Raw genomic sequence first — 25896 nt, forward strand, 5'->3', positions numbered from 1 at the left:
TACTCAATGTCCTATAAATAGGACGCTTGTTGGTGTTGACCAGAAGCAACAGGACTATATGCGTTTCAGAGAAACTTTCCCGGCAGCGACGGTCGGCGCATGAAGAGTGTTGCGAGCGCTGCAAGAGCAATAGCGAGACCGATCATGACGAACATGTCGCTGTAGGCCAGCACGAAAGCCTCCCGTTGAACGGTTCTGGCGAGCATGGCCGTGGCTTGGGCAGTCACCGTCGTTGGATCGCTGTTATGAGCTTCCAGCATGGCTGCGGTTCGGTCGATGCGGCCCTGCACATCCGCAGCGCCCCGTTCCAGATGCAGGCCAAGCAGATTGGAGTGCACCTGCTCCTGCATGCGTGTGAATGTGCTGACCGCAGCAAGACCAATGGCTGTGCCAACCGTGCGAACGATATGAACGAGAGAAGCGATCCACGGTATTTCCCTGACGCTGATGTCTTCCGTTATCAGAACCATCAAGGGTATGGCGGTGAATGGTGCCGCGATGGACTGCACGAACAGCGAAGGCAATATCTGATCCGACGTCCATAGATGCGTGAGATCGGACAGCATAAGAACGCCTGCGCCGAACAGCATCAGCCCGAATGCTGTCAGACTGCGCGGATCCATCTTGTAGGCCAGCCAGGCGACGAATGGCGTCAGAACGATCTGCGGCAAAGCGGAGACCCAGAACATCGTTCCACTTTCCAACGCGCGATATCCTTGAATTCGGATCAGGTATTGCGGCAGCAGATAGGCAGAGGTCATCAGCCCGATGCGCATGGCGAACATCAGGAATAGACTGAAGCCAATATTCCGTCTGGCAAGCAGACGCGGGCTGACCACCGGATCCGGATGCCGCAATGCATGGATGAGATAAATGCTCAGAAAGAACAGAGCTGAAGCCAGCAGACCCACGATCAATCCCGATCCGAGCCAGTCGAGGCGATTGCCCTGATCGAGTGCCGTTACCAATGCAGCCAGCCCGAAAGACAGCGCCAGCAGACCAAAACCATCATGCCTACGGAAACGCAGGAATTTGATAGGATCGTTGGCAAGCCCGTAGGCTCCCGCGAGCAGCGTAAGACTGCCAGGTATGATATTGATCCAGAACAGATATTCCCATGATAGATGCGTGATCACCCACCCCTCGATGCTGGCGGCAAGGTTTGGTGTAAGTGACGAAGCCAGCGCATAGAGCGACAAGCCGTAAAGCCGCAGATGCTGTGGCAAATGCCGCATGATCACGGCATAAGCCATCGGCATCAGGATACCTGCACTCAGGCCGCGTATCGCCTGAATGCTGATAAGCGTCTGGAGATTGGGGCTGAACGGCGCCAGCATCGATGCGATCGTGAAAATGAGCGCTCCGATCATGACCCCGCGAGCGGGCGAAAGGATGGAGCGCAGCCAGACGGCGGATGGTATGGCGGCCACTTCGGCAACGACATAAGCCGTCGTCAGCCAGCTCGCCTCATCCATGCCAACACCAAGTGCTCCGCGAATATCAGCAAGTCCGATATCGGTGAGGCGCGAGTTCAACAGGGATGTTGTAGTGCCCAGCAGGACAGCGGCAACGCCGATCAGCGCCCGTATGTTGGGCAGTCCTGTGGGGCGCGATTGGGCAGAACCCTGAACGGTCGTAGCGGTGGACATGGCTTTTCGGCTCCTGCCGCCTGTCCGCTCAGAATGAAGTTTCCGGACAAACGGCTTCGTTGGTTATTTGATCAGGTTGGCTGTCGTCTCAATGCTCTGGTCGGTATGCACGGTTGCCACGACCGACATGCCCGGGCGAAGCAGACCGTCGAGTTCACCATTCTGTTCAAGTGCGATACGCACGCCGACGCGCTGAGCTACTTTGGTGAAGTTGCCGGTCGCATTGTCCGGCGGCAGCAGGCTGAATTCCGATCCCGTTGCCGGTGACAACCGCTCAACATGACCGCGCAGCTCCTTGCCCGGGAATGTATCGACCGTCACGCTGACAACCTGACCCGGCCTGAACTTGGCCAGCTGCGTTTCCTTGAAATTGGCGACGACATAGAGCTTCGAGACAGGCACGACTGAAACGAGTTGCGACCCGGCCCGCACATATTGTCCTTCGCGCGCGCCGCTGACCCCCACAACGCCATCCATCGGTGCTGTGATATGGGTACGATCCAGGTCGATCTGCGCGAGCCGCAATGCAGCCTGCTGATTGGACAGTTCAGCCTGGGCTTGGTCGGATTGGGTGGCAAGAACGTCCAGCTTCTGACGCTCGGCTGCTATTTCGGCCTGTTTTTCAGCAATCTGCGCTTCGATGCGTTTGACGTCGGCAATCGCGGCTTCCAGCTTTTGCGCTGTCGACCAGCCGTCTTTCGTGAGAGATGTCTGTCGGTGACCTTCACTGACAACGCGCTCGCGGTCGGCGTTGAACGCCGCCAGTCCGGCTTCTGCTTGTTCGATCACACGCTGCTGCAAGGTGATGTTGCTCTGCGCATTACGGATTGCGGCCTGTGCGGCGGCTACGCTAGCTCCGGCCTGATCCACCCGAGCCTGATACTGGGTCGGGTCGATCTGCATCAGCAGTTGTCCAGTCTTGACGTGCTGGTAATCCTCCACCAGCAGATGCACGATACGCCCGCCAACCTCAGCACTGACCGGTGTTGTGTCGGCGCGCAGATAGGCATTGTCGGTCGCCTGGTTGGTCATGCCTGCCACCCAGCTTCCCCAGCCAAGCGGAATGACGATGGCAAGACCGATCCCAGCGACAATCACAGATGCGCGGGCAAGGCTGAGATATGTCCGGCGCCGGGCCTTTCCTGCGATTTTGGGGAGCTCCGGCTTGTCTTTGGCTGGAGCTGGCTGCTGAAAGAGAACAACTGGCTTGTTCATAACACACAGTTCCTCAGTTGATTGTCTGAATCGAGATCCGACTGTGAGAGCCAAAAGGCGAAGCCGCGGCTTCGCCTTCAGTTTTGACATGGGATGAGTATCGTTAGTTCTGGAAGCTGGAAGGTGAAGCATCGCCAAAGCGATGAGCCGAACCGTCTTCCCTCACCTGTGTTGCAGGGGTAATCGCCGCCGTGCTCGTGAAATCGAGCTTACGAGCAGGAAGATTTACATCCTGTCCGGGCAGAACAAATGCTTTATCCTGTGCGGCCATGTCTTCCGGCTGACCGACGAATGGGTTTTCAGCCAGAGCGGCGCCGGTGCTAAGAACAATTGCGGTAATAGCAAAAGCGATCTTTTTCATTTTCTGTCTCCTTGAAACTTTGGTTTGGCTTGTGAAAATCAAAGCCGTTTGATGGAGCGAATATGGTATGTCCCCTTCCATGATTGAAATGATTTGTTATAATCTGAATTATGAGCACTATTCATAATATCGATCTTAATCTGATCCGTGTTTTCAACGCTCTGATGGAAGAGCGGAACGTGACCAAGGCCGGAGAGAGACTCAATCTCACCCAGTCGGCAGTCAGTCACGCACTCGGAAAATTGCGATATATTCTGTCAGACGAACTGTTCGTGCGCGGCCCGCAGGGCATGCATCCGACGCCACGCGCCGAAGAGCTGTCGCAGCCGCTGCGTTCGGCTCTTGCCGACATATCGGCGGCACTTTCACCAGTTCAGTTCGATCCCGCCACGGCGGATATGAGCTTTGTGGTCGCCACTTCCGATTTCTATATCGGCACGCTCTTTCCTGCCGTCATGGAGCGGCTCGAAAAGGAAGCGCCGGGCATCCGGCTTTGGCTTCGATTGTTCAATGATCTCAATCTGGTCGAAGAACTGGATCGCGGAACTCTGCATCTCGTTGTCGGTGCTTTCGGACGCATTCCCAGCCGATTCAGGCGGGAGCCGCTGGTATCCGTCGATAATGTCTGGATCATGCGCAAAGACCATCCGGCTTCTTCCGGTCCGCTGACAATCGAAACACTCGGGCATTATCCACACATTGACGTCTTGTTGTCAGGCCGCGCGGCAATGGAAGCTGCCGGCATGCAAGAACAGGAAGGTCTCGAGCGCGCGTTTGTAACCAGCAATCCGCCATTTCTTGAGGGGCTGCTACGGGAGGTCGGTCTATCACGCCGTATTGGCGCAACGGTTTCCCTCATTCTGGCAGTGCCGCCGCTTGTCGCGGCGACCAATATGATCGCCCTGTTACCGCGCAGTGTCGCGGAAACATACAAAGATACTTACGGTCTTGTTCTGCATGAGGCGCCCTATCCGTTGCCAGCCACTCAGATCAACATGCTATCGCACAATACTTTCGGTGCGCATCCGGCTGTTGCCTGGCTGCGCTCCGTTCTGCGCGAAGCGATAACAGTTTCCCAGGCCTGACTCATCAGAAATGACAAAAAAACGCCGGGCTGTAACCCGGCGTTCTCTTGCAACGCTCCAACCGACAAGCAAAGCTCGCTTACCGGAATTGTCGCGGCGGCTTATTTGCCGGACGTCATTGTGTTGTAGCTGGTGATCAGGTTGCGATAATCCGGAATGTGGTTGGCAAACAGCGTGCCCAGACCTTCAATATCGTTGCGCCAGTCGCGATGCAGCTCACAGGCAACCCCGAACCAGGTCATCAGCTGCACACCGGCTGCACTCATGCGGTCCCATGCCGAATGGCGGGTCACTTCATTGAAGGTGCCCGATGCATCGGTGACGACAAAGACGTCGAAACCGGCTTCGATAGCGGACAATGCCGGGAAAGCCACACAGACTTCGGTTACGACACCAGCGATGAGCAGTTGCTTCTTGCCGGTAGCCTTCACCGCCTTGACGAATTCCTCATTGTCCCAGGCGTTGATCTGGCCAGGGCGAGCGATATAGGGCGCATCGGGGAATGTTTCCTTCAGCTCCGGCACCAACGGGCCATTCGGGCCGTTTTCAAAACTGGTGGTCAGAACAGTCGGCAGCTTGAAATACTTGGCGAGATCGGCGAGCGCCAGCACATTGTTCTTGAACTTGTCCGGGTCGAAATCCCGCACCAGCGACAGCAGACCGGTCTGGTGATCGACGAGAAGAACCGCAACATCATCCTTGTTGAGGCGTACATATGGCTTGGTCATCGACGTTTCCTTTCAGGAAGTCAGAGGATAGATCGCCACCCGTATATTCGTGTAACGTTTGGCGTTGGTGGAATGAACGAAAGCTATCTCAGCAACGAAAAGCGCAAAAGATTGTCAAAATCGACGCTGCGTTCTATTAATGGAACGATGGAAGACCTGAACGACCTTTATTACTTTGTGCAGGTGGTTGATCATGGCGGCTTCGCGCAGGCAGGCCGTGCCATCGGCCTGCCAAAATCGAAACTGAGCCGCCGCATCGCGCTTCTGGAGGAGCGGCTGGGCGTCCGCCTGATCCAGCGCTCGTCGCGCCATTTTTCCGTCACCGATATCGGGCGTGAATATTACCGCCGCTGTCTGGCAGTTCTGGTCGAAGCGGAAGCTGCCACTGCTTTCATTGCGCAGCATCGCGACGAGCCGCGAGGTGTGGTTCGGTTAAGCTGCCCGACAGCGCTGATTTCATTCCAGTTCGGGGCGTTATTTGCCAAGTTTCTCACAGCCTATCCGAAGGTGGACCTACATCTGGAAAGCACCAATCGCCGTGTTGACGTGATCGGCGAACGTTTCGATGTTTCCATCCGCGTACGGTTTCCGCCGCTGGAGCAAACCGATCTTTTGATGCGCAAACTGGACGACAGTTCGCAGTATCTGGTCGCGCGGCCGGGCTTCCTCAATGAACCTGTGACCACACCGGCTGATCTGGTGGGGCTCCCAAGCCTCGCATGGACATCAGCCTCCCATAATTACGAATGGCGGCTTGAAAAGCACAATGGCGAGCGCGCCGTCATTCCGCACCGCCCCCGCTTTCTGACTGACGACATGGCGGCCTTACGCGATGCGGCGCTGGACGGTGCCGGGATCGTGCAGCTGCCAACCATGATGATCTGGCGGGACCTTGCCGCAGGCACGTTGGTGCCTGTCCTGCCCGAATGGCGTCCGGCTGCGGGCATCGTCCATGCGGTATTTCCATCCCGACGTGGTCTACTGCCCTCGGTACGCACGCTGATCGACTTTCTGGCGCGGGAATGTGCCGTGCAACGCAAAGCTATCGACGAAAGTATTTTCTGGCCGGAAGCAGGAGAAAATACTGAAACGTGAAGGCGACGACACGGCAATAACGCGAATTTAATAGGATGCGCATGATACCGGTGCATCAATCTGCACCCAACATTGATCTCTCTGGTCATCCCCCAATAATCAATGGAGTTTAAAAGTAGAATTTCCTCGGCGTTGTAATCGGGGAGATTTTGATGAAGGCTTAGGATGATGAGAGCTGCGCAGAAACAGAAAATGGTTGCGCAAATTCTACCGAAGTACCCCGTTTAAAATGAGCGATTGTCCAATCTGGTGTCGCGAGGACAGCTTCAATTTGAATTGGGGAGCAGGAGGCATGTGTTGCTGCTTGTGCATCATATGAACGAGCGCGATACTTGGGAGTGGCGGCACTTTCTTTTGCAAAACATTTATTGAGACACTTTCGGCTTTCCGAACTTTCTAACTGAAAAATCGAGGAAGGTTCTTAACTTAGGTGTCATTCGCCTGTCGGCAGCATAAAGTGCGTGGAGCTGACGCGCAGGCGGTTCATAATCCTGTAGGATGCGACGCAATCGACCCGACACTAACTCGTCAGAAACCAGTTCGAGCGGTTGCAATAGCACGCCCATGCCAGATACTGCGGCAGCGCGAAGAGCTTCACCGCTATCGGTAGCAAATCGACCTTTGATTGGAATCTCGATTGGCCCGTTAGGGCCATTGAAATTCCAGTTTGCGCGAAGCGACGTATGAGAAAATACGAGGCACTCGTGCTCCTTTAAGTCTTCGGGTGTTAATATCGGACTTGCCGATTTGAGATATTCAGGAGCCGCACACAACACGAGACGAAGTGGGGCAAGCCGACGTGCCGCAAGTGAGCTATCGGGTAACTCGCCGGTCCTGAAAACCACATCAAAGCCATCTTCTATAAGGTCCACCGGACGATTGCTAAGGCTAAGATCCACGGACACTTCGGGGTGATCTGCTAGATATTCCGGTAACTCAGGCGCCAGTGCCCGGCTGCCAAATGTAACAGGTGCACTGATGCGAAGCCGTCCCCGAGCCGTTGATCTGGTCTCGGCGATCATCATTTCGGCTGCTTCGAACTCAGCAAGGATCGTCTTCGCGTGTTCATAAAATATGCGGCCACTATCGCTTAAGCTCTGTTTTCGTGTGGTGCGGTTCAGCAACTTTATTCCTAAAGTCTGTTCTAAGTGCCTTATGTGCTTTCCAGCCAATTGAGAAGAGATATCGAGTTCGTTGGCGGCTGCAGAAATCGAACCAAACTCAACGGTTTTCACGAGAATAGCCAGCGATTGCAATCGATCCATTAGAAACACCACATTGTTAGTCTTAAAATAATAAGCCAATTTATATCATATCATTTCAAATGTATATGTGGCGCCATCTCAAATGAATATCACTTTAAGAGTTCAAACGAAGGAACACGGAAGATGCCCTCCTTTACAAGGAAAGTAGCAATGGCCGCAGCACTAAGCAGTAGTGTAGTTTCAGCTAACGCATCCCAGATCACGCAGACAGAAGCCGAGAAGCCAACAATTGTGCTGGTTCATGGTGCGTTTGCAGATGGATCCACATGGCGAAAAGTAGTTCCCCTGCTGCAACAGGAAGGCTTGAAAGTGGTTGCAGTTCAGAACCCATTGACGTCGCTTGCCGATGATGTGGCGACCACCCGTCGCGCATTGGATGCACAGACTGGTCCAGTCGTTCTCGTCGGCCATTCCTGGGGCGGAGCTGTTATAACCGAAGCAGGGGAACACGAACGGGTCAAAGCTCTCGTATATGTGGCAGCCTTTGCACCATCACAGGGGCAGTCAGTTGTTGACATGTCCAAGAACTATCCGACCCCGTCTGGCTTTGCCCATATCAATGCCGACAAGGAAGGGTATTTGACATTGACCGCCGAAGGCGTCGCCAATCATCTGGCACAGGATCTCCCGGCGGAGGAAACCAAGGTGATGACCGCACTTCAAGGTCCAGTGCGTGGAACTAACTTCGAAGATAAAGTCAAGTTTGCCGCTTGGACAACAAGACCCTCTACATACATCATCAGTGAAGATGACCGGATGTTGCAGCCGGAATTGCAAAAAGAGATGGCCAAAAAAATCTCTGCAAAGGTGGTGAGCTTGAAGGCGGGACATGCCCCTCATTTGTCTCATCCAAATGAAGTTGCGAAAGTCATTCTTGAAGCTGTCAGCAATCTAGAGAATTAATTGTACAAAGTGATGCAGGCGCGGAGCAGTAACAACCGTGCCTGCAAATTTTATTATTTCCTGCAGCCCACGCCAAAGTAATACGTCACCTATATTGCCTCATCTCATTCTTTGAGCTTTGAAACTGATTTCAAAAAATCCCATACTACACGCATTCTGGTTATGCGCCGAAGTTCGACAGGCATCAACATCCAATAAGTTCGCTGAAAGCTCACCGTTTCACTTAGAAGAGGTTGAAGACCATAATCCGCTGCGAGATAGCCAGGTAACAATCCTATTCCTCCTCCACAACTGACTGCTGCGAGCTGCGAAAAAATGCTGGTGCTACGCAAACTCACATTCGCTCCAAGGACCAAATCTGTGATCGACGGCAAGTCCTTCGCAGGACCAGTTTCCCCGAGATATCCAATAAACCGGTGTTTCTTTAGGTCCGATAAATTGTATATCGGTTCATTCTGTTGGAGATATTCGGGAGCAGCATAAAGCTTCAAAGTATAATCACACAATTTCGTTATAGTATATGGACCACGTTCGGGGCGATCCAGAGTAATTACGATATCAGCCTCATTTCGCGAAAGGTGAATGGGGCGAGGCTAAACAATCAGATCAATCGATAACCCTGGGTGACCTGACAGGAAAGCGGGAATCTGTGACGAGATAGAACCAACCGCATATCCCTCAACGCAGCCGACTCTTACAACCCCGGTTACATTTTCATCAGTTTTTTCAGAGCTGGTGTCGATACACGAAAACTGGTCCTCGATCGATTGAGCAATTGAAAGCAGGGCTTCTCCTTGCAAAGTCAAAGAGTAGCCATTTTTGCTACGCGTAAAAAGTGGAGCTCCCGTCGCAATTTCAAGTCTCTGCACACGTCTGGAAACGGTCGTGTGTTTTACTTCCAGCCGCCGTGCAGCCTCAGTCAGCGTCTTCACTCGTGCCAATTCGAGAAAATACCGCAGGTCATCCCATTCCACGCGAGAACCTCATCTTAAACGGCCAAGCATATAACATTTTTCTGCCCGGCCGTTAGCTGACTACATTGCGCATTAACGACGCAAAAACTGATCATGAGTTTTCAACGGCCTATTGTCCATTGGTTATTTGGCAACGCTAATGACTACTCTTTGACTGTATTCAGCCAAGCCCAATGCACCATAGTCTGCTCCCAATCCTGATTCTTTCGCACCTCCGAACGGCACGTGTGGTGCGATATGGAGATGCTGATTGATCCAAACTGTTCCAGCTTGAAGCTGTTGCGCAACTTCGCGCGCCTTCACGAGATCGCTGGACCAGACAGACCCACCCAAACCATAGGTCGTCGAGTTCGCACTTTCGATCGCGTCATCCAAATTCTCGTAACGAATTACAGGTAGAATGGGTGCGAATTGTTCTTCATCGACAAGTATACTTCCGTCTTTGATATCGCGAACAATGGTGGGTTCGATGAAATAACCGTCACCTACTCCACGTTTACCGCCCGCAACAATGGTGCCGTCTGTTTCTGCGATTTTCAAGAAATGCTGAGCCTTTTCGAACTGAGCTTTGTTTTGAACAGGTCCAATTTTTACCCCTTGTTCAAAACCGCTGCCGATAGTGGCATCCTTTGCGAGTTTCGCCAGTTCATCACACAACTCATCATAGATTGAAGAATGAGCGTAGACCCTTTTTAAGGCAATGCAAACCTGACCGGCATTTGTGAATGCAGCGTCAAAAATCTTCGATGCTGTTGGCTGGATGTCTACATCATCCAATACAATGCCAGCATCGTTGCCACCCAGCTCAAGCGTTAAACGCTTTATTGTCTCCGACACGGTTTTATATACCTTCTTTCCGGTCTCTGTAGAGCCTGTGAAAGAAACCTTTGCGACATCTGGATGACTGGTCAAAAGAGAACCAAGGTCATTTTCATCCACAATAACGTTTACAACACCGGCCGGGAACACCTTCTGCGCCAACTCCCCGATGAGCAAAGCGGTGATTGGTGTGGTTGGCGCTGGCTTCAATACAAAAGTATTTCCCATCAGAGTTGAAAAAGTCAGCTTGTTTAAATTTAGCAGGAAAGGAAAATTCCATGGTGTTATGCCTGCAACGACGCCAAGTGGTTTGTGATGCAGTTCGATGTGCATCTGTTCGTCATTCTGGATAACTTCGACAGGTAAGTCGATTGTTGCAAGTTCTCTCATGAACTGAGCAGTATTATCAACTTCCCATTCGGCTTCCGCTAACGGCTTTCCCTGTTCCCTTGTCAACGTTCGAACGAGCTTTTCCCTCTCGACATCGATCAGGTCAGCCAGCTCAACAATCTTCGCACGGCGATTTTCCAGAGGTGTCGTAGACCAGCCGCGAAAAGCTCGCTTTGCTGCGGCTACAGCCGCTTCCAGTTGCTTAACCGATGCGCGCGGCACACGCGCAAAAGCTTTCCCTTCTGCCGGATCTATCACTTCAAGGAAGCCATCACCGTCAATCAGTTCACCATCGATCAGCAGTTTGTAGCTCGTGTCCATTATTGGGCTCCTCCCGGTTATCAAAACTCTCAGCCACCAATAGCCTCCGCCATTGCCTCACGTTCTGAGATGCTATTCACATTCACCGGCAAACAGGATGCGCAATACTTCAACACAATTGAATAGACCAAAAACGCACAATCGCTGAACATGGGAGGGTGTTTCCGTTCATGGGGTGCAATGGTAGCGTTCCAATATGCAGCATCGCTCTGCTGCCAGAGGCAATTCTCATTTTCAGATTCATGATGGGAAGAAAGGTTACTGAGAAGGACCTAAACATTACAGGTCAATTTCAGGGAAGAGCGGCCGCCAGATCCGTCAAACGATGCAAAACCAACGTGTTATAGCGGATGGTTAAAACTTATGCCGGGTAAAAAATGAGCTTAGACGAATCCAGCTTTGAAGGAGGAGGATTGATGACGATTGCATTTCTTGGACTGGGAAATATGGGGTGGGCCATGGCGCAAAATCTGCTTCGCGCTGGCTTTGACGTCATAGGATTTGATGTAAACAGTACAACCGCCGACTTGTTTGAACAGCAAGGCGGACGCATTGCCTCTTCCGCATCCGCTGCTGTCACCCAAGCGGATATTGTTTTCACCATGTTACCCAATGATCAGACATTGGCGGATCTTTTCTTCAACAATAACTCTGTATTGGAACTGGTAAAGCCAGGGTTGTTGTTTGTTGATTGCTCAACCGTTTCGGTGCAATTGACGAAAGAAATAGCAAAAGCAGTGAACTCTGCAGGTGGTGAATATTTGGATGCCCCTGTTTCTGGCGGACAGTTAGGCGCTAAGGAGGGAACATTGACATTCATGATAGGAGGAGAGAGGTCAGCATTCGATCGGGTTCGGCCAATGTTGGAAGCCATGGGCAAAACTTATGTCCATATGGGAGACCACGGCACCGGTCAGGCAGCAAAGCAATGCAACAATATGCTTGCTGCGATCATTATGGCAGGAACGGCAGAGGCAATCGCGCTTGGCGTCAATAATGGCCTCGACCCACTTGTGTTGAGTCAGGTTATGCAAACAAGCACTGGTGGGAGCAATATTCTGAATAAATGGAACCCTTGGCCCGGTGTCGATAGCAAAGTGCCATCAAGCAATGTTTATCAGGCTGGTTTTCAGATGAATCTGATGCTAAAAGATCTGGATCTGGCTATGGCAAGCATCCAATCCTTAAAGTTCAGCGCCCCTATGGGTTCACTCGTTCGGAACCTGTTCACGATTTGCATAAAAAGCGACCCAACTGCTGGCATGAAGGACTTTTCCTACATTCAGAGCCTCTATGATCGCAGCGTTTGCGAGCCATTAGAAAACTGAGACTCCTCTAAAGGATACGCGCTATGAATGTCGAAACATTTCTGCAAGCAGATCGCCTCCGCCATGATGCATTCATTGCTGGAGACACGGACGTCCTAAATCGTTTAATGGCCGATGAATGCCTCTATATACATACAGCCGGGAACATTGATCGCAAGGATGAATTAATAAACAAGATCGCCAATCGAGCGTTAAACTATCACGCCATCGATAATTCAGTGGATCACGCCATTCTGTATGAAAACAATACTGCAGTCATTGCGGGGCGATTGAGAATGAACTTGGAGAGATCGGGCGTCCCCGCTACGGTCTATATAAGATACTGTTGTGCTTGGAAACACGATGCTGCTGGCCCACAAATGATTTCCTGGCAATCTACACCCCTGTCAGCGTCTTAACTGGTTGCTCTCCGCCCCTTGCGAAGGTTTTTCGCAAGGTTTGAACTAAATGATCGCGAACCAACTTCACCCGCGGCAGCAACTGCGAATGTTCGTGAGTGAGCAGCCAAAGATCCGACGCGAAGCGAGGCAACTCAACAGGCGCTGGCAAAAGGCCTGATGGGATTGCAACGAAATCAGGCAGGATGGTCCACCCTGCCCCATTCCGTGCTGCAGAGAGCTGCGCGCTGAACGACGTGAGCTGAAGTGAGGGCTGAACTCCGGGACATACGCTTTCAAGCCATGACGCCATGGTTAAATAGCGCAAATCCGCCGGCCAGCCGACAATTTTGTGTCGATGTAGGTCTTCGGGATGGTTGGGGGCGCCATGACGCTCGACATAAGCTGGCGACGCATAAAGCCCGAAGCAGATCTCGGCAACTTTCCTTATTCGGTAACTACCGTGATCTGGACGAACCAGCCGGATAATTATGTCCGCCTCCTCCGAGGTCAGTTGTACGGGCACAACGGAACTACGCAGCTCGACCCGGATTCCCGGATACATTTCCATAAACTGTGCCATCGTGGCTAACAATACGTCTTGTCCGAGTAACTCGGGCGCGTCGATACGTACGTGGCCAGCCAGATCATCATTGCTTTCGCTTGCTGTGCGTTCAAAGAAACGCATTTGCGCTGCAGCCCGTTCAGCGCTCGGCAAAAGATTCAGGCCCGCTTCGGTCAGTTCATAACCATCGCGGCGAGATTGGAACAGCTTTACCTGCAATGCATGTTCAAGCGTTTCGATGCGTCTGGAGACCGTTGAGGCACTAACCTTCAGATAGCTTGCAGCCGCCGTCAGCGATCTGCCGTGGGCAACTGCCAGGAAAAATTTAAGGTCGTTCCAGTCCATATGCTTTCCATTTTTGCAAGATCATTATACGGAAACAGAAATCGACAATACCAGCAGAATGGAGAAAACTCCACCAAACAACAAGGATATTATGTCATGCCCCAACTCGTTGATACCATCAGATTTTCCGAATATGGAGGGCCAGAGGTGCTGTCTTTCCAGAAGATGGAGTTACCTTCGCCCGGCTCGGGAGAGCTTCGAATTAAGCATCTCGCAATCGGGGTCAATTATATAGACATCTATCATCGCAAAGGTGTATTTGCGGCGAAACTACCGCTTCCGAATGGCCTCGGCGTTGAGGGTGTAGGAGAAGTAGTCGAGTGCGGCGCGGACGTAGCCGGTTTTGTCGTCGGCGACCGGGTAGCCTATGTTGGCGGTGCGCCTGGCGGATATTCAGTATTCCGCAATATTACCGCTGCCAGGTGCTTGCGCGTGCCAGATGGCTTGGACAGCGAAACGGTCGCCGCTACAGTGTTCAAAGGTTTGACCGCCGAATATCTGACCCACCGCTGCGTATCTCTCAAGCAAGGCGATACAGTTCTCTTTCATGCCGCCGCGGGAGGCGTCGGATCGTTGGCAACTCAATGGTTGAAATCCCTCGGTGTCGGCGTGATCGGGACTGTCAGCACCGAAGCGAAAGCTGAAATTGCACACGCACAGGGATGCCATGACGTCATTATTTACAGCCGCGAGGACTTCCGCCAGAAGGTCAGCGACATCACAAGTGGTAAGGGCGTCCGCGTAGTATTCGACTCAGTAGGTAGTGATACTTTTGCGAAATCGCTCGATTGCCTTCAGCCGTGTGGCACTCTGGTTAGTTTTGGAGAGAGTTCCGGGCCGGTAGACCCTTTACAGGTCGGGACGCTCGGAGCCAAAGGGTCCCTCTTTGTTACGCGTCCTTCCATAGCACACTATACGGCAGATCGGACGGAATACGAGCTCGCCGCACAAAGACTGTTCTCGGCTCTCGAAACCGGCGTGCTCAAAGTCGCCAAACCGACTATTTATTCGCTAACGGACGTGCGGCAAGCACACGCTGACATGGAGGCTCGAAAGACGAGTGGATCAGTCATACTGCAACCCTGAGAAGGGTGATACTGGTCGACCGCAGATGCTATTCAATGGTGTCATTCATCGACGTGCACGAGCTATGAACACGCTGAAAGCAATGTGGCATCAAACAACAAAGCCTGACATCCGAAGTGTCTGATGTCAGGCTTTTTATATTTATAAGCCCTACGACAGACCTACCATTTCATTTTGAAGCCGACGGTGCCTTTGACAATATAGCTGTCCGCAAGATGGTTGAGCGATGTATTGACCGATCCTTCACCGTAAACGGCATAGGCATTATCGCCCCATGCATAGGTGCCACCGGCACCAAAGCCTGCCCATGTTCTGTCTTCATCATTGGCCAGTTTCACGCCCGCAACATTGATTTTGCTGTTGCCGGAAAACTCCTGATAAAGATTGGCAATACCATAAAACTGGGTATTTACAGTGCGGCCATCATTACCTTTCCAGCCATTGCGATAATTGGCAGCAAGACCGAGACGCGCTGTCAGGCTGTCACCGTCGTCCTTATCAACTTGCGTGCCATAGCTGTCGCCAAAGCTGTTGAAATCGAGCGAAGACCACATCAGTTGTGCCTGCGGTGTCAGCGACCAGTTTTCATTCACTGCAACAGTCTGCCCGGATTCAATGCTTAGCGCATAGCCGAAAGCATTATGTCCGTTTGCGAGGCTGTTCGCGTTCTTAATTTCCAGATCGCTATCATACCAGTTGGCCTGTACCTGACCGTCAACGTAAAAACCGTTGCTGCCATACCATGTGAGCGTGCTGCCCAGACTCCAGCTCTGTGTCGTGATCGTGCCGTCACCAGCAAAAGCAGTGACATTATTCTGCGCATTGCCATATTGACCGGTAATACCGCCGATCAGCCTGCCCTTGTCACCTTCATAGAACTGACCATCAACACCGCTTTGCATAACATATGTATTGATGTCCTGTTGCAGGCGACCTGATGAGCTGTTGTTTTTGAGGGAGCTGTGCGCACCTTCGATACGACCCCAGATAGCACGGTTTTCACCGTTGCTTTGGCCATCGGAGGAAGCAGGTGTACCATCCTGATAACGCTCACCGACACGCTGCTGCAAAGTCGGCAGTTTGTTCAACGATTGCAGAGTGCTCATATAGCTCTGATAAATCGGAACGGCTGCACTATAGCGGGGAGTGGTTTCATTGCCCCCGCCAGTATTATTACCATTACCACTACCACTATTATTACCATTGCCATTACTATTGCCGTTGCCGGTGCCGCTATCAACAGGGTCGGTCTTATAAACCTCACTGACCAGATACCAGTCTCCATCAGCCGGGTCGCTTTTGGCATTCTTAAGTAGCTCATAGGCATAGGCACCACCGATGACGACCTTTTTGCCGTCTTTGGTCGTGTAATCGCTGACGAGAGCGAAAGTACCGTCAGACTGACCGCCGACTTCAATAATCTTGATGCCTTTGTCTGTCTGCGCACCAAGACCGTCGCGGTTGATAACTCTTACATCTGTATCGCCAGAACTGTTACCAGTAATAACGAGCTTGTCGGTCGCAGATGTATCGTCACCAAGCACAGTCTCGATTTCGAGCAGGCCGCCTTTGCCGGTGTAATCGCCGTCAACTGTCAGTGTGCCGAGGGATGCATTACTCACTGCAATGACACCACCTTTGGACAGTACGGTATCACCGATTGTGCCGATACCCTGCAAACGCCCGCCGGAAACATCCATCGTGCCACCGAGGGTGTGATCCACAGCCAGAATCCCGGATTGTACGAGAGTTTTACCGGTGAAGCCTGTCTGATTTGTTGTCAGTGTGGTTTTACCGGAGCCGATCTGGCTAACTGTGCCATTGCCTTCCAGTGCAATCCCGAAGTCATAGTTATTCTCAATATGGTTGAAATTGAGAGCACCATTGCCTGCGCCAAACTTGATTTTACCAGCGCTTAACGTACCTGCCTTGGCTGCTGCTTGTCCCGCAGCGCCGCCAATATTGATAGCACCTTCGCTGTCTGCTGTTGTGGCGATATCAATAGTACCGGTTCCGGCCCCAGCAATTACCGCACCACCATTATTGACGGTGAGTGTGCCTTTCTTGACAAAATTACCAGTACCGCCGCCAAGAACAAAACCATTGACCCGATTGTCTGTCGTAATCAGCTGCGATCCAGCACCTGAAACTACAACGTCTGCGACTGCATCTTCTGTGATACGTGCGTCGAAAAAGCCGGCACGCATGCTGCCTGCCTGCACAACGCCGCCGTTGAGAATGTTTAATGAACCGCGTAGCAAAATGAAAGGGTTCGTGACATCCCAACGTGAACCGGCATCGGATACAAGAATGTCAGCACTGCCTCCGCGATCAATCTGTCCTTTGCCGTCAGAATTTACGAAATTAGCAATAACACCGATTTGCGCAGCAGAACCAGAAATATGACCACCATTGCGTATATTAATAGTGGCATTGCCTTGATCAACACGTAAGGCACTATTCAGCAGGCTATCTTTGCCGGTAACATTAATAGTGGCTGTCTGACGACTTGCAACGGTCGATAGTGTTGTGGAGTTGAAAGTGCCGCCATTTTCAATATTAAGCACAGCACCATTTGCGCTATCCAAAATCAGGTTGCCCTGACTGGTGACGACTGTGCCTGCACCGGTGATTGTGACACTCCCTGCGCCGCTCGAAAGTGAAGGGCTTGCATTTGCGCCATTATGGAACGTAACCTGAGCACCGTCACGGATAACCATGTTGCCGTTATCATTAGCAAAGTTCCAGCTATAGTTACCTGTTCCGCCGGTAATACTCAGCGTACCGTCACCGGTTTTGATAAAACTGCCGTTAAAACCGAATGTGCCAGTGGTTTTGATTGCTCCGCTATAATCCAGATTAGCACCGGCTGCGATATCTAGAACAATGTTTTTCGCGGATGTGACTTCGTGTCCCGCGCCATCAATTTTCAGATTTTTTGTTACTTGAGGTAGCGGGGCACCGCTCAAGGCAAAACCGCCGGTCAGGGTAATTGTGGAGTTCGCGTCGCCGCTGTTATTGGCTTGATTGATGGCTGCTACCAGCTCAGTTTCATTTGATGCAGTGAAATTGGCTGCATTCGCTGCGCCAGTCAGGCCAAAAGCAATTGCAGTACCTGCCAGTGCCAGAGTGCGATAGGAGACGCTCGATCGAAAATTTCCAGACCACGCACGAACGAATAATGGTATCAGATTCATGTACATAAAATCCCCTGCCCGTACCTCATTGAGGAACAGGTTGCATTCATCAGAACAAGCTTCGCAATTGACATAACTAGCAGCGCAAGACTCTGCCGAAATTGCCCCCTTGGAATCACATAAGTATTAATACTTACAAATATAAAGTATCAAGTAAAATTAAATGTTCACGCCAATATTTAATAATTTTTCGCATTTTTCTTATAATTATGATTAGCTAATATAATAAGAAAATTGACAAATGGTCGATCAATATGGCTTCTCTCTTGACAGATTGATTTAAAACATCAGAAACAACTTATCTTCCAAGTATTGAATATGAATACAATATAAGGAAACTTGAATAAATCTTATCCGTGTATTTGCAATCTATTCCAACCAATACGCGCAAGATTATCAATGAGGGTTAAGCACAGAAGGCTGAATGGCCGGCAAACGGAGGCGTTGCGGGCTCCAGTATGGAACCCGTGAAATTTGCCTTAGCTTTTCAGTGTCAATGATAAGGGGCCTGCTTTCATTACGGCTGTAGCGAGATGCTGCAATTGAACCGGCACTGACACGCTCCTGAATGAGCGAGCGTTCACATGGCTTGACAAGAGTCCCAGTTTCTCTCCCGCATCCGGCAGAGACCACCAAGATTGCAATGACACCAGAGGCAAGATAACTGAGCCACCAAAATTCAACATAGCGCTGCAGTTCTCGCGATGAATATCCAACCGCGTGAATTTAGCAAACCGTCATTATCGTCGTGCGCAGCAGTCAGTTACTGTGCACCAGGCAGCCCGTTTGAATAGGCCTCCATTTCAGTTGCGAAAACCCACCCCTGCGGACAACCGCGGTAACTATTCTGATTGTCAGGCTGGCATTTAGCCATCGTCTTCTGATAGCTTTCTGGAAGTGATCGCGGCTTCTTGCACAGCTCTTCGCCTTTGCATTCTGGCCCGTGGTCCATCGGGAGCGCCATAACGTAATATTCTTTATCTGTCACGTTCACTTGCGCGGCCGCTCTGATACAAACCAATTGCTCAGGTGCCAACGCCCCATTTGTTTTACCCTCCGTTCCAGTTGTTGCTACATCCTTCCTCAGAGAAACCGGCTTATCGCTTATCCGACCAAAATATGCAGCATTTGCACAGTCGCCATAGATCCGCACGTTGTAATAATCGCCGCTTTCAACATTCCCGGCAGTGCAATCATCATTTCTATTCGCGTCGCAACTGATACCAGCAAAGCGCTGAAGTTCGACGCGTTGCTCGGCAGATAGATCTCCTGAGTTCGATGACGCGGCCAGAGCTTGAGAAAACAACAGAGGCGTCAAACTTAGACCAAATGCAATTCCGCAGGACCATTTTCTGACGTTTACCATTTTCGAGCTCCATCAATATCATTTGGCATCAGCAATATGTGGCTGAATTGTCATCCGCCGCCCCATCATGCCTCTTGAGAAGAGAACTCCTGCGAAGCGAGAACTATTTCAGGCAGAAAGAGGACATACAGGATACAATTCAGCATTTCGACACGAGGGTTTGTTAACTGACGATATGCTTGTTCGTCAATTCAGCCGAGAACAGAGAGCCGACCAGTTAAGACTTCGCCGCCGTCAGAGCATTCTTCGTCGCGAGTTCCATCGCCCTCCGGTATGTTTCAACCGGCGCTTCCGGCACCACTTGCCCTATATGATGAAGAAGCTTGCCGTTTTCTCTCGGTGTCATTCCCGAGACAAAGATCATATCGCGGTGGCGTCTTGCCGGGACGTAAAACCCCTGTGGTTGAGGTGCGTTTCGGTGAATCATCTGTCCTAGCTCCGATAGCGATTGACCATCTCAACGATGCGCTTTCCAGCTTCAACGGTGGCCGAATGGTCCTGTGAGAAGTTCAGGCGAACGCTATTGTTGTGAGGTCCGAACTCGGTTCCGGGCGTGACAATTACGTTGGCCTGATGCCGAAGGAGCCGAACGAAATCCTGAATGCCGACCGATAGCGTGGGTAGCGTTGGAAACAAATAGCTTCCGGCTTGCGGCGTGCGGGCCTCCAGGCCACCACTACGGAACACCTTGAGCAGGTCGTCCCTGATCGCCTGATGCAGCCGGATGCGCTCATCCATCCATCCCTCTGGCTCATTGAACCAGGTCCTGAATACCGCTTGGTTGTAGCCTGCCGCGCGTAGCGATACGATGGCCTGTAGCTTCTCCATTCTCCCGATGATCGTTGGAGAGCCAAATGCCGCTCCGAGACGATAGCCGCTCAGTGACTCCGTTTTCGACGGCCCCATGATGGTCAGCACTTTTTCGGCCGACAAACCGCGAGCCCGGATGTGCGTGTAGGATTCACCGTCATAGCGCAGCCGGGAATAAAGCTGATCGGCAATAATCGTGACGTCGAATTCCTTGGCCAGTTCAACGATCTGATTAATCTCGGTTTCGGAATAGACGGCTCCGGTCGGGTTGTTCGGGTTGGAAAACAGAAAAATCTTGGCCCCCGCCTCGAATGCGGCGCGCAGCTGAGAAATATCCAGGCCTGCCTCGGCAGTCGAGTTCATGTAGTTCATCGCCACCGGCATCACCTGACCACCGAAGAACTGGACCAGTTTGCGATTGGCAAAGTAGTCCGGTTGCACAATCGCGACCTTATCGTCGTCGGTGATGGTCGAGGCGACGGCCAAAAACAGTGCGCCTTGCGTCCCCGGAGTGAGGATGATGCCTTCCTCAGCAGAAACCGATGCACCAGTGAAAGCTTCGAGCCGCCCTGCCAGTTCGGCCCGGATGTCTGACGAACCGCGATACTCGGTATAGGCTTGACGACCGCCAGTCTGAACCGCCTCCGAAAGCCGCTCGAACGAGCCTGGCGTCGGAGTGAAGGCATCGACATCGCCGTGGGAGAAATCGACAAGGCGACCAGACATTTCATCGCCGCGCATCAGGTCGCGGATATTGCCTGCGTTTTGCCTGACTTCCTGCCCCGGCGCATTGTCGGTGGCGAGGGTAGCGAACTTTTCAATGACGGAAACCATTTTAACCTCGTAGATGCAGATTTTATCGCGAAAGCGACGATGTGTGACCAGTATCAAGCGCTTGTTTGAAAACTGCCGGTTCGACGTTGCCGCCTGAGACAATCACGATAACGTTCTTGCCACGAACGGATTGCCGATCGTTCAGAAGCGCTGCCAGCGCGATGACACCGCCCAGTTCGGTGACCAACCGCAGTTCCTCAAAGGCATGGCCGATGGTTATCAGCACCTTGGACAGGCCCTGGCGGCTTATCTCGTGTGGCAAAGTTCGGCGGGTGTCGGCGCCAGAAACGCAATATATACCGAACCACTCATTATACGGGGCCACTCAGGGCAGGATTGAGTTCTCGGCATTTGATTGTGTATTATTCGGCCAGCAATGGAGGCGATTAGTGGGGCGAGCGTTTAATACTGACCTGCGCTTTCGTGCTTGCAAGCATCCAGTGAAGACTCAGCAGCAACGAAATTTTTTAGCTAACCCTTTCAATTCGTTGATGCCTTTGTAGAGATCTGGCGCGATGGGAGATGCGGCCCCGTGTTTACGTCCACGACTTCCGGCTTGGAAACGTCGATTGTTCCATTCCATCCGCCCCCCAACGCCTTGTTGAGCGCAATATAATCCGTGGCAATCGCCACCTGGCTGGTCAGAAGAGAATCTTCTGCCGAGTAGAGCGAACGATCGGCTTCAAGCAGGTCAAGGAAGCTTTGTGTTCCCGCCTGATAGAGCGAACGAGCCAGAGATGCAGCCTCACGGTAGTGGCGGGTAGAGACGGCAAGCTTCGATGATTTGATGCGCTCCTGCGCAAGCGAAACGATGGCATTTTCAACGTCTTCAAGACCTGTGAGGATCGAAGATTGATACGCAATAAAATATTGATCACGTTGTGCCTGAGCTACCTCGACGGCGGCCTTGAGTTTTCCGCCATTGAAGATCGGAACCGACAGGCTCGGACCAAAGGACCAGGCAATTGTCGAACTTTTACCAAGGTCACCAATCTGGGTTCCTGTAGTTGAAATATTTCCTGTAAGACTGACGCTTGGATAACGTGCTGCCTGTGCCTGACCGACTTTCGCGGTGTATTGAGCATATTGTCTTTCTGCCAACCGGACATCCGGGCGCGTAAGCAGAATATCGGCCGGAATGCCCGTCGGAATAGGCAACTTTGGCTTCGGGATAGCCTTCACCGGCTTCATGCGCTCGGCAAGTGCTGCCGGTGCACGCCCAGTCAGCACTGACAGACGATGCACCGACTTGGCATAGGAAGCTTCAAGATCAGGGATATCGGCTTCGGTTGATGCAGCCTGCCCCGACGCATTGGAAAGATCGACCGCAGAAGAAGCTCCAGCCTCGAACTTATTACGCGTCAGGCGCGCTGTTTCACGTTGCGATGCCGCAGTGCGCTTTGCAAGCGCAATACGCGCCTGATAGCCGCGCGCTTCGACATAATTGGTAGCGACATCACCGATCAGCGTTACAAGCGTATTGCGCAGATCTTCTTCTGCTGCATCCATGCCATATTTGGATGCCTCGACAGAACGTCGGTTTGCACCGAACAGATCTGCTTCCCAACTTGCATCCAGACCAGAAGCAAACTGGCTGCCCGTGGAGGAAGTGCCAGTCTCTCCGCCAGCCGTCCTGCTACGCGTTGAAGACGCTGTTCCATCCGCCGTTGGGAACAGGGTGCCTACGCTCTGCGCATAGGATGCACGCGCTTCACGCACCTTGGCTTTTGATGTCGCAACATCAAGGCTGCCCGAGACAGCCTCGTCAACGAAAGCGTTCAGCAGCGGATCATTAAGGCGCTTCCACCATTCGGCCAGCTGCGCTGGCTTTGCAGGTTTCTGCGATGCCTTATTACCCCAGCTGAAAGGCATATTCACGACAGGCTTCTGATAATCCGGCCCGACGACACAGCCGCTTACAGTAGCGACCAGAAGCATCGTGCTTAACACTTTGAAATATCTGCGGAGTCTTCCTGTCTCGATCGAACTCTGCTCATGCTTTGGAGTTGCCGCAGCCAGCGTCTTGTTAAACTGTTTCATTATTGTTTTCCGTATGAGCCTGCGGCGAGACTGATTGAGCTGACGATGATGTACCCTTAAAAATACGGCGGACAGTAACGAAGAGCAGTGGGACAAGAAATATTCCTATAATGGTCGCAGCGATCATTCCACCCATAACGCCGATACCGATCGCATTTTGTGCGCCGGAACCAGCACCGCTTGCAATTGCCAGAGGGGTCACACCAAGAATGAAGGCAAATGAGGTCATAAGGATCGGGCGCAATCGCTGACGCGATGCCTCCAGCGTTGCTTCGATCAAGCCCATGCCTGCCGCTTGTCGTTCGATCGCAAACTCCACAATGAGAATGGCATTTTTCGCTGCGAGACCGATCGTCGTGAGAAGACCGACCTTGAAGTAAACGTCGTTCGTCTGTCCAAACAACGTTGCAGCAAGCAATGCTCCGAAAATCCCGATGGGAACCGACAACATGACAGCCAGCGGAATAGACCAGCTTTCATAAAGTGCGACCAGACAAAGGAAAACCACCAGAACCGAGATTGCATAGAGAGATGCCGCCTGATTGCCGGAAAGCTTTTCCTGATAAGACAGGCCCGTCCATTCATGCGCATATCCTGCAGGCAATTGCTTCATCAGGTTCTCGATCTCATCCATCGCGACACCCGAGCTGACGCCCGAAGCGGCTTCGCCCTGAATTTCGACGGCTGACGAGCCATTGTAGCGTTCAAGACGTGGGGAACCGTAATTCCAATGACCCGTTGCGAAGGCGGAAAATGGCACCATTGTTCCGCTCGAATTGCGGACCTGCCACTTTTCCAAATCTTCCGGCTGCATACGAAAATCACTGTCGGCCTGAATATAAACCGGTTTGATGCGTCCACGGTCAATGAAGTCATTCACATAGGAGCTACCCCAGGCAGTCGAAAGCGTAGTGTTGATGTCGGACAAGGAAACGCCCAGAGCGCTTGCTTTTTCCTGATCGATGCTGATGGAAAACTGTGGTGTATCTTCCTGACCATTGGGGCGGGTATTGCTGAGCTTGCCGCTCTTTTGCGCGAGCCCCAGCAGCTGGTTCCGTGTTTCAATGAGTTTCGCATGACCTGCGCCATTGACGTCCTGAAGATAGAAGTCAAAGCCATTCGAGTTACCCATTCCCTGAATTGCAGGTGGTGCAAGCGCATAGACCTGTCCGTCACGGATCTGCGAGAATGCCTTCATCGCCCGCCCGGCAACCGCACTCGATGAAAGGTCTGTCGATTTACGCACCTCAAAGTCTTTTAAGCGCACAAATGCCATACCAACATTTTGCCCTTGCCCGCCAAAGCCAAAACCGACAACGCTCATCACGCCTTCGACGGCATCCTTCTCGTTGCTGAGATAGTAGTCAGTCACCTGTTTGAGCACGCGCTCGGTACGGTCCTGTGTTGCACCGACAGGCAACTGAACACTGGTGATCAGAATGCCCTGATCTTCCTGCGGCAAGAACGAGCTGGGAAGACGGGTGAAAAGCCAACCCATGGCAACGACAATTGCCAGAAACACCACGAGGAACCGTGCGGAACGGTTGAGAATTCCACCGACGCCACGGCGATAAGCATTGGTCGTGCGATCAAAACCGCGATTGAACCAGCCTGAAATTCCGCGCTGCTTCGCATGACCTTCCGGCTTTTTGAGAAGTGTGGCGCACAGAGCGGGCGTAAGAATGAGCGCGACAATCACCGACAGAACCATCGCTGAAACGATGGTGATGGAGAACTGCCGGTAAATAATGCCGACAGAACCACCGAAAAAGGCCATTGGGATAAAGACCGCCGAAAGAACCGTCGCGATGCCAACCAGAGCACCAGTGATTTCTCTCATCGACTTCAGCGTTGCTTCTTTCGGCGACAGATCTTCCTCTTCCATGACACGTTCGACATTCTCAACCACAACGATCGCATCGTCGACCAGAAGACCAATCGCCAGCACCATTGCAAACATGGTCAGCGTATTGATCGAATAACCAAACATGGCCAGCACACCAAATGTGCCGAGCAGAACGACCGGGACCGCAAGCGTCGGAATGAGCGTCGCGCGAATGTTCTGAAGGAAGACCAGCATCACAACAAAAACGAGAATGATGGCTTCAACGAGCGTCTTGATGACTTCTTCAATGGACAAGCGCACAAACGGTGTCGTGTCATATGGATAAACGACTTCCACGCCTTGCGGGAAAGTGCCGGACAAGCGCGTAATGGTTTGCTGCACGGCTTCAGCGGTGCTGATAGCATTGGCACCTGTCGCCAGATTAATGGCGAGGCCAGCCGCAGGCTTGCCATTATAGCTGGAAGAATTCGTATAGCTTTCAGCGCCAAGCTCCACACGCGCCACGTCATTGAGCCGTACCAGCGAGCCATCGGTTGTGCTTTTCAGAATGATATTGCGAAACTGTTCCGGTGTCTGGAGACGACTTTGCGCTGTCACTGTCGCATTGAGCTGCTGCCCCTGTTTTGAAGGGCGGGCGCCCAGCTGACCGGCAGAAACCTGCGTGTTTTGCGCTTCAATTGCCGACGTCACATCACTTGGCATAAGCGCGTATTTTGCAAGCTTATCGGGATCAAGCCATATGCGCATGGCATAGCCTGAACCAAAAATCTGTGTATCACCGACGCCTTCCACGCGTTTCAACGTGTCGTTCAGTGTACTGTCGATATAGTCGGCAAGATCCGTCGCGCTCAGTTTACCGTCCTGCGAAACAAAGCCAATGACCATGAGGAAACTGTCAGACGATTTGCTGACGGTAATCCCCTGGCTTTGCACGCTTTCTGGTAACTGCGACTGCACAAGCTGGAGCTTGTTCTGCACCTGCATCTGCGCAACATCAGGATCGGCTGCACTGGTAAAAGTCAGCGAGATCGACGCCGAACCTGTCGAGGTCGAGGTAGCCGTCATATAATCGAGATTATCGATCCCGGTCATGCCCTGTTCGATGACCTTCGTAACCGAGTTTTCGACCGTCTCCGCATCTGCCCCTGCATAGGTCGCGCTAATACGCACCGTGGTCGGCGCAATCTGCGGGTATTGCGAAACGGAAAGCGAATTGAGCGCAAGAAGCCCGCCAAGCATGATGACGATCGCAATCACCCAGGCGAAATTCGGACGATTGATGAAGAACTTGGACATC

The 25896-nt window shown here is 52.1% G+C and carries 21 protein-coding genes; 6 read left to right on the forward strand and 15 right to left on the reverse strand.

Annotated elements, in window-relative coordinates:
- Nucleotides 1–65: 65 nt before the first annotated feature.
- The 3 genes from CEV33_RS22290 to CEV33_RS22300 all read right to left on the reverse strand — a co-directional run bounded on the left by CEV33_RS22290 (nt 66) and on the right by CEV33_RS22300 (nt 3225).
- On the reverse strand, nt 66–1649 hold the full coding sequence (locus CEV33_RS22290) for a DHA2 family efflux MFS transporter permease subunit (protein WP_094542540.1): 1584 nt from the start codon (nt 1647–1649) through the stop codon (nt 66–68).
- Nucleotides 1650–1712: 63 nt separating this feature from the next.
- Nucleotides 1713–2864, reverse strand: a complete 1152-nt coding sequence (locus tag CEV33_RS22295; RefSeq protein ID WP_167388216.1) for an HlyD family secretion protein — start codon at nt 2862–2864, stop codon at nt 1713–1715.
- A gap of 103 nt (nt 2865–2967) precedes the next feature.
- Entirely contained in the window at nt 2968–3225 is a 258-nt protein-coding gene (locus tag CEV33_RS22300; RefSeq protein ID WP_094542542.1) for a hypothetical protein, read from the reverse strand.
- A gap of 110 nt (nt 3226–3335) precedes the next feature.
- Here CEV33_RS22300 and CEV33_RS22305 point away from each other — a divergent pair, with 110 nt between their 5' ends.
- Nucleotides 3336–4310 (forward strand): LysR substrate-binding domain-containing protein, encoded by a 975-nt coding sequence (locus tag CEV33_RS22305; protein WP_094542543.1) that lies wholly within the window; start codon nt 3336–3338, stop codon nt 4308–4310.
- A gap of 101 nt (nt 4311–4411) precedes the next feature.
- On the opposite strand, the gene ycaC is transcribed toward CEV33_RS22305, so the two are convergent.
- Nucleotides 4412–5038, reverse strand: a complete 627-nt coding sequence (ycaC, locus tag CEV33_RS22310; RefSeq protein WP_012093322.1) for an isochorismate family cysteine hydrolase YcaC — start codon at nt 5036–5038, stop codon at nt 4412–4414.
- Nucleotides 5039–5185: 147 nt separating this feature from the next.
- Between ycaC and CEV33_RS22315 the strand changes: the two genes are divergently transcribed.
- Complete coding sequence (locus tag CEV33_RS22315) at nt 5186–6133, forward strand: LysR substrate-binding domain-containing protein (protein ID WP_094542609.1); 948 nt, start codon at nt 5186–5188, stop codon at nt 6131–6133.
- 365 nt (nt 6134–6498) lie between these two features.
- On the opposite strand, the gene CEV33_RS22320 is transcribed toward CEV33_RS22315, so the two are convergent.
- A complete protein-coding gene (locus CEV33_RS22320; protein WP_328588602.1) occupies nt 6499–7437 on the reverse strand; it encodes a LysR family transcriptional regulator in 939 nt (312 codons plus the stop codon).
- 111 nt (nt 7438–7548) lie between these two features.
- On the opposite strand from CEV33_RS22320, the gene CEV33_RS22325 reads away from it, so the two are divergent.
- On the forward strand, nt 7549–8301 hold the full coding sequence (locus tag CEV33_RS22325) for an alpha/beta fold hydrolase (protein WP_208620248.1): 753 nt from the start codon (nt 7549–7551) through the stop codon (nt 8299–8301).
- 104 nt (nt 8302–8405) lie between these two features.
- Here CEV33_RS22325 and CEV33_RS24835 read toward each other — a convergent pair whose 3' ends face one another.
- The 3 genes from CEV33_RS24835 to CEV33_RS22340 all read right to left on the reverse strand — a co-directional run bounded on the left by CEV33_RS24835 (nt 8406) and on the right by CEV33_RS22340 (nt 10805).
- Complete coding sequence (locus tag CEV33_RS24835) at nt 8406–8885, reverse strand: substrate-binding domain-containing protein (protein ID WP_094542545.1); 480 nt, start codon at nt 8883–8885, stop codon at nt 8406–8408.
- 9 nt (nt 8886–8894) lie between these two features.
- Nucleotides 8895–9275 carry a LysR family transcriptional regulator gene (locus CEV33_RS22335; RefSeq protein WP_094542546.1) on the reverse strand — a complete coding sequence of 127 codons (381 nt, stop codon included), beginning with the start codon at nt 9273–9275 and terminating at the stop codon, nt 8895–8897.
- Nucleotides 9276–9398: 123 nt separating this feature from the next.
- Nucleotides 9399–10805, reverse strand: a complete 1407-nt coding sequence (locus tag CEV33_RS22340; RefSeq protein WP_094542547.1) for an aldehyde dehydrogenase family protein — start codon at nt 10803–10805, stop codon at nt 9399–9401.
- Between the two features lie 416 nt (nt 10806–11221).
- Between CEV33_RS22340 and mmsB the strand changes: the two genes are divergently transcribed.
- Nucleotides 11222–12133, forward strand: coding sequence for a 3-hydroxyisobutyrate dehydrogenase (gene mmsB / locus CEV33_RS22345; protein WP_167388217.1), 912 nt, complete (start codon nt 11222–11224; stop codon nt 12131–12133).
- 23 nt (nt 12134–12156) lie between these two features.
- Entirely contained in the window at nt 12157–12531 is a 375-nt protein-coding gene (locus tag CEV33_RS22350) for a nuclear transport factor 2 family protein (protein ID WP_094542549.1), read from the forward strand.
- On the opposite strand, the gene CEV33_RS22355 is transcribed toward CEV33_RS22350, so the two are convergent.
- A complete protein-coding gene (locus CEV33_RS22355) occupies nt 12509–13420 on the reverse strand; it encodes a LysR family transcriptional regulator (protein WP_094542550.1) in 912 nt (303 codons plus the stop codon). The genes CEV33_RS22350 and CEV33_RS22355 overlap by 23 nt on opposite strands.
- 96 nt (nt 13421–13516) lie before the next feature.
- Here CEV33_RS22355 and CEV33_RS22360 point away from each other — a divergent pair, with 96 nt between their 5' ends.
- Nucleotides 13517–14506 (forward strand): quinone oxidoreductase family protein, encoded by a 990-nt coding sequence (locus CEV33_RS22360; RefSeq protein WP_094542611.1) that lies wholly within the window; start codon nt 13517–13519, stop codon nt 14504–14506.
- Nucleotides 14507–14667: 161 nt separating this feature from the next.
- Here the strand turns inward: CEV33_RS22360 and CEV33_RS22365 are convergent, their stop codons facing one another.
- From CEV33_RS22365 to CEV33_RS22395, 6 genes are all read right to left on the reverse strand, one after another.
- Nucleotides 14668–17703 carry an autotransporter family protein gene (locus CEV33_RS22365; protein WP_167388218.1) on the reverse strand — a complete coding sequence of 1012 codons (3036 nt, stop codon included), beginning with the start codon at nt 17701–17703 and terminating at the stop codon, nt 14668–14670.
- Between the two features lie 763 nt (nt 17704–18466).
- The gene (locus CEV33_RS22370; RefSeq protein WP_094542552.1) at nt 18467–19069 is read right to left on the reverse strand and encodes a hypothetical protein; all 603 of its coding nucleotides are present in this window, start codon (nt 19067–19069) and stop codon (nt 18467–18469) included.
- A gap of 432 nt (nt 19070–19501) precedes the next feature.
- Entirely contained in the window at nt 19502–20713 is a 1212-nt protein-coding gene (locus tag CEV33_RS22380) for a pyridoxal phosphate-dependent aminotransferase (protein WP_094542553.1), read from the reverse strand.
- A gap of 22 nt (nt 20714–20735) precedes the next feature.
- A complete protein-coding gene (locus CEV33_RS22385) occupies nt 20736–20939 on the reverse strand; it encodes a hypothetical protein (RefSeq protein ID WP_235818501.1) in 204 nt (67 codons plus the stop codon).
- Between the two features lie 254 nt (nt 20940–21193).
- Nucleotides 21194–22651, reverse strand: a complete 1458-nt coding sequence (locus CEV33_RS22390) for an efflux transporter outer membrane subunit (RefSeq protein ID WP_235818507.1) — start codon at nt 22649–22651, stop codon at nt 21194–21196.
- A gap of 88 nt (nt 22652–22739) precedes the next feature.
- A complete protein-coding gene (locus CEV33_RS22395; RefSeq protein WP_094542555.1) occupies nt 22740–25895 on the reverse strand; it encodes an efflux RND transporter permease subunit in 3156 nt (1051 codons plus the stop codon).
- Nucleotide 25896 lies beyond the last annotated feature (1 nt).

It is taken from the genome of Brucella grignonensis (assembly GCF_002252505.1).
GTDB lineage: Bacteria > Pseudomonadota > Alphaproteobacteria > Rhizobiales > Rhizobiaceae > Brucella > Brucella grignonensis.

What these genes read in the sequence shown, in the direction of transcription:
- CEV33_RS22290 (WP_094542540.1), bottom strand. Translation starts at nt 1,649, where the DNA reads ATGTCCACCGCTACGACCGTTCAGGGTTCTGCCCAATCGCGCCCCACA.
- CEV33_RS22295 (WP_167388216.1), bottom strand. Translation starts at nt 2,864, where the DNA reads ATGAACAAGCCAGTTGTTCTCTTTCAGCAGCCAGCTCCAGCCAAAGAC.
- CEV33_RS22300 (WP_094542542.1), bottom strand. Translation starts at nt 3,225, where the DNA reads ATGAAAAAGATCGCTTTTGCTATTACCGCAATTGTTCTTAGCACCGGC.
- CEV33_RS22305 (WP_094542543.1), top strand. Translation starts at nt 3,336, where the DNA reads ATGAGCACTATTCATAATATCGATCTTAATCTGATCCGTGTTTTCAAC.
- ycaC (WP_012093322.1), bottom strand. Translation starts at nt 5,038, where the DNA reads ATGACCAAGCCATATGTACGCCTCAACAAGGATGATGTTGCGGTTCTT.
- CEV33_RS22315 (WP_094542609.1), top strand. Translation starts at nt 5,186, where the DNA reads ATGGAAGACCTGAACGACCTTTATTACTTTGTGCAGGTGGTTGATCAT.
- CEV33_RS22325 (WP_208620248.1), top strand. Translation starts at nt 7,549, where the DNA reads ATGGCCGCAGCACTAAGCAGTAGTGTAGTTTCAGCTAACGCATCCCAG.
- CEV33_RS22340 (WP_094542547.1), bottom strand. Translation starts at nt 10,805, where the DNA reads ATGGACACGAGCTACAAACTGCTGATCGATGGTGAACTGATTGACGGT.
- mmsB (WP_167388217.1), top strand. Translation starts at nt 11,222, where the DNA reads ATGACGATTGCATTTCTTGGACTGGGAAATATGGGGTGGGCCATGGCG.
- CEV33_RS22350 (WP_094542549.1), top strand. Translation starts at nt 12,157, where the DNA reads ATGAATGTCGAAACATTTCTGCAAGCAGATCGCCTCCGCCATGATGCA.
- CEV33_RS22355 (WP_094542550.1), bottom strand. Translation starts at nt 13,420, where the DNA reads ATGGACTGGAACGACCTTAAATTTTTCCTGGCAGTTGCCCACGGCAGA.
- CEV33_RS22360 (WP_094542611.1), top strand. Translation starts at nt 13,517, where the DNA reads ATGCCCCAACTCGTTGATACCATCAGATTTTCCGAATATGGAGGGCCA.
- CEV33_RS22365 (WP_167388218.1), bottom strand. Translation starts at nt 17,703, where the DNA reads ATGAATCTGATACCATTATTCGTTCGTGCGTGGTCTGGAAATTTTCGA.
- CEV33_RS22370 (WP_094542552.1), bottom strand. Translation starts at nt 19,069, where the DNA reads ATGGTAAACGTCAGAAAATGGTCCTGCGGAATTGCATTTGGTCTAAGT.
- CEV33_RS22380 (WP_094542553.1), bottom strand. Translation starts at nt 20,713, where the DNA reads ATGGTTTCCGTCATTGAAAAGTTCGCTACCCTCGCCACCGACAATGCG.
- CEV33_RS22390 (WP_235818507.1), bottom strand. Translation starts at nt 22,651, where the DNA reads ATGCTTCTGGTCGCTACTGTAAGCGGCTGTGTCGTCGGGCCGGATTAT.
- CEV33_RS22395 (WP_094542555.1), bottom strand. Translation starts at nt 25,895, where the DNA reads ATGTCCAAGTTCTTCATCAATCGTCCGAATTTCGCCTGGGTGATTGCG.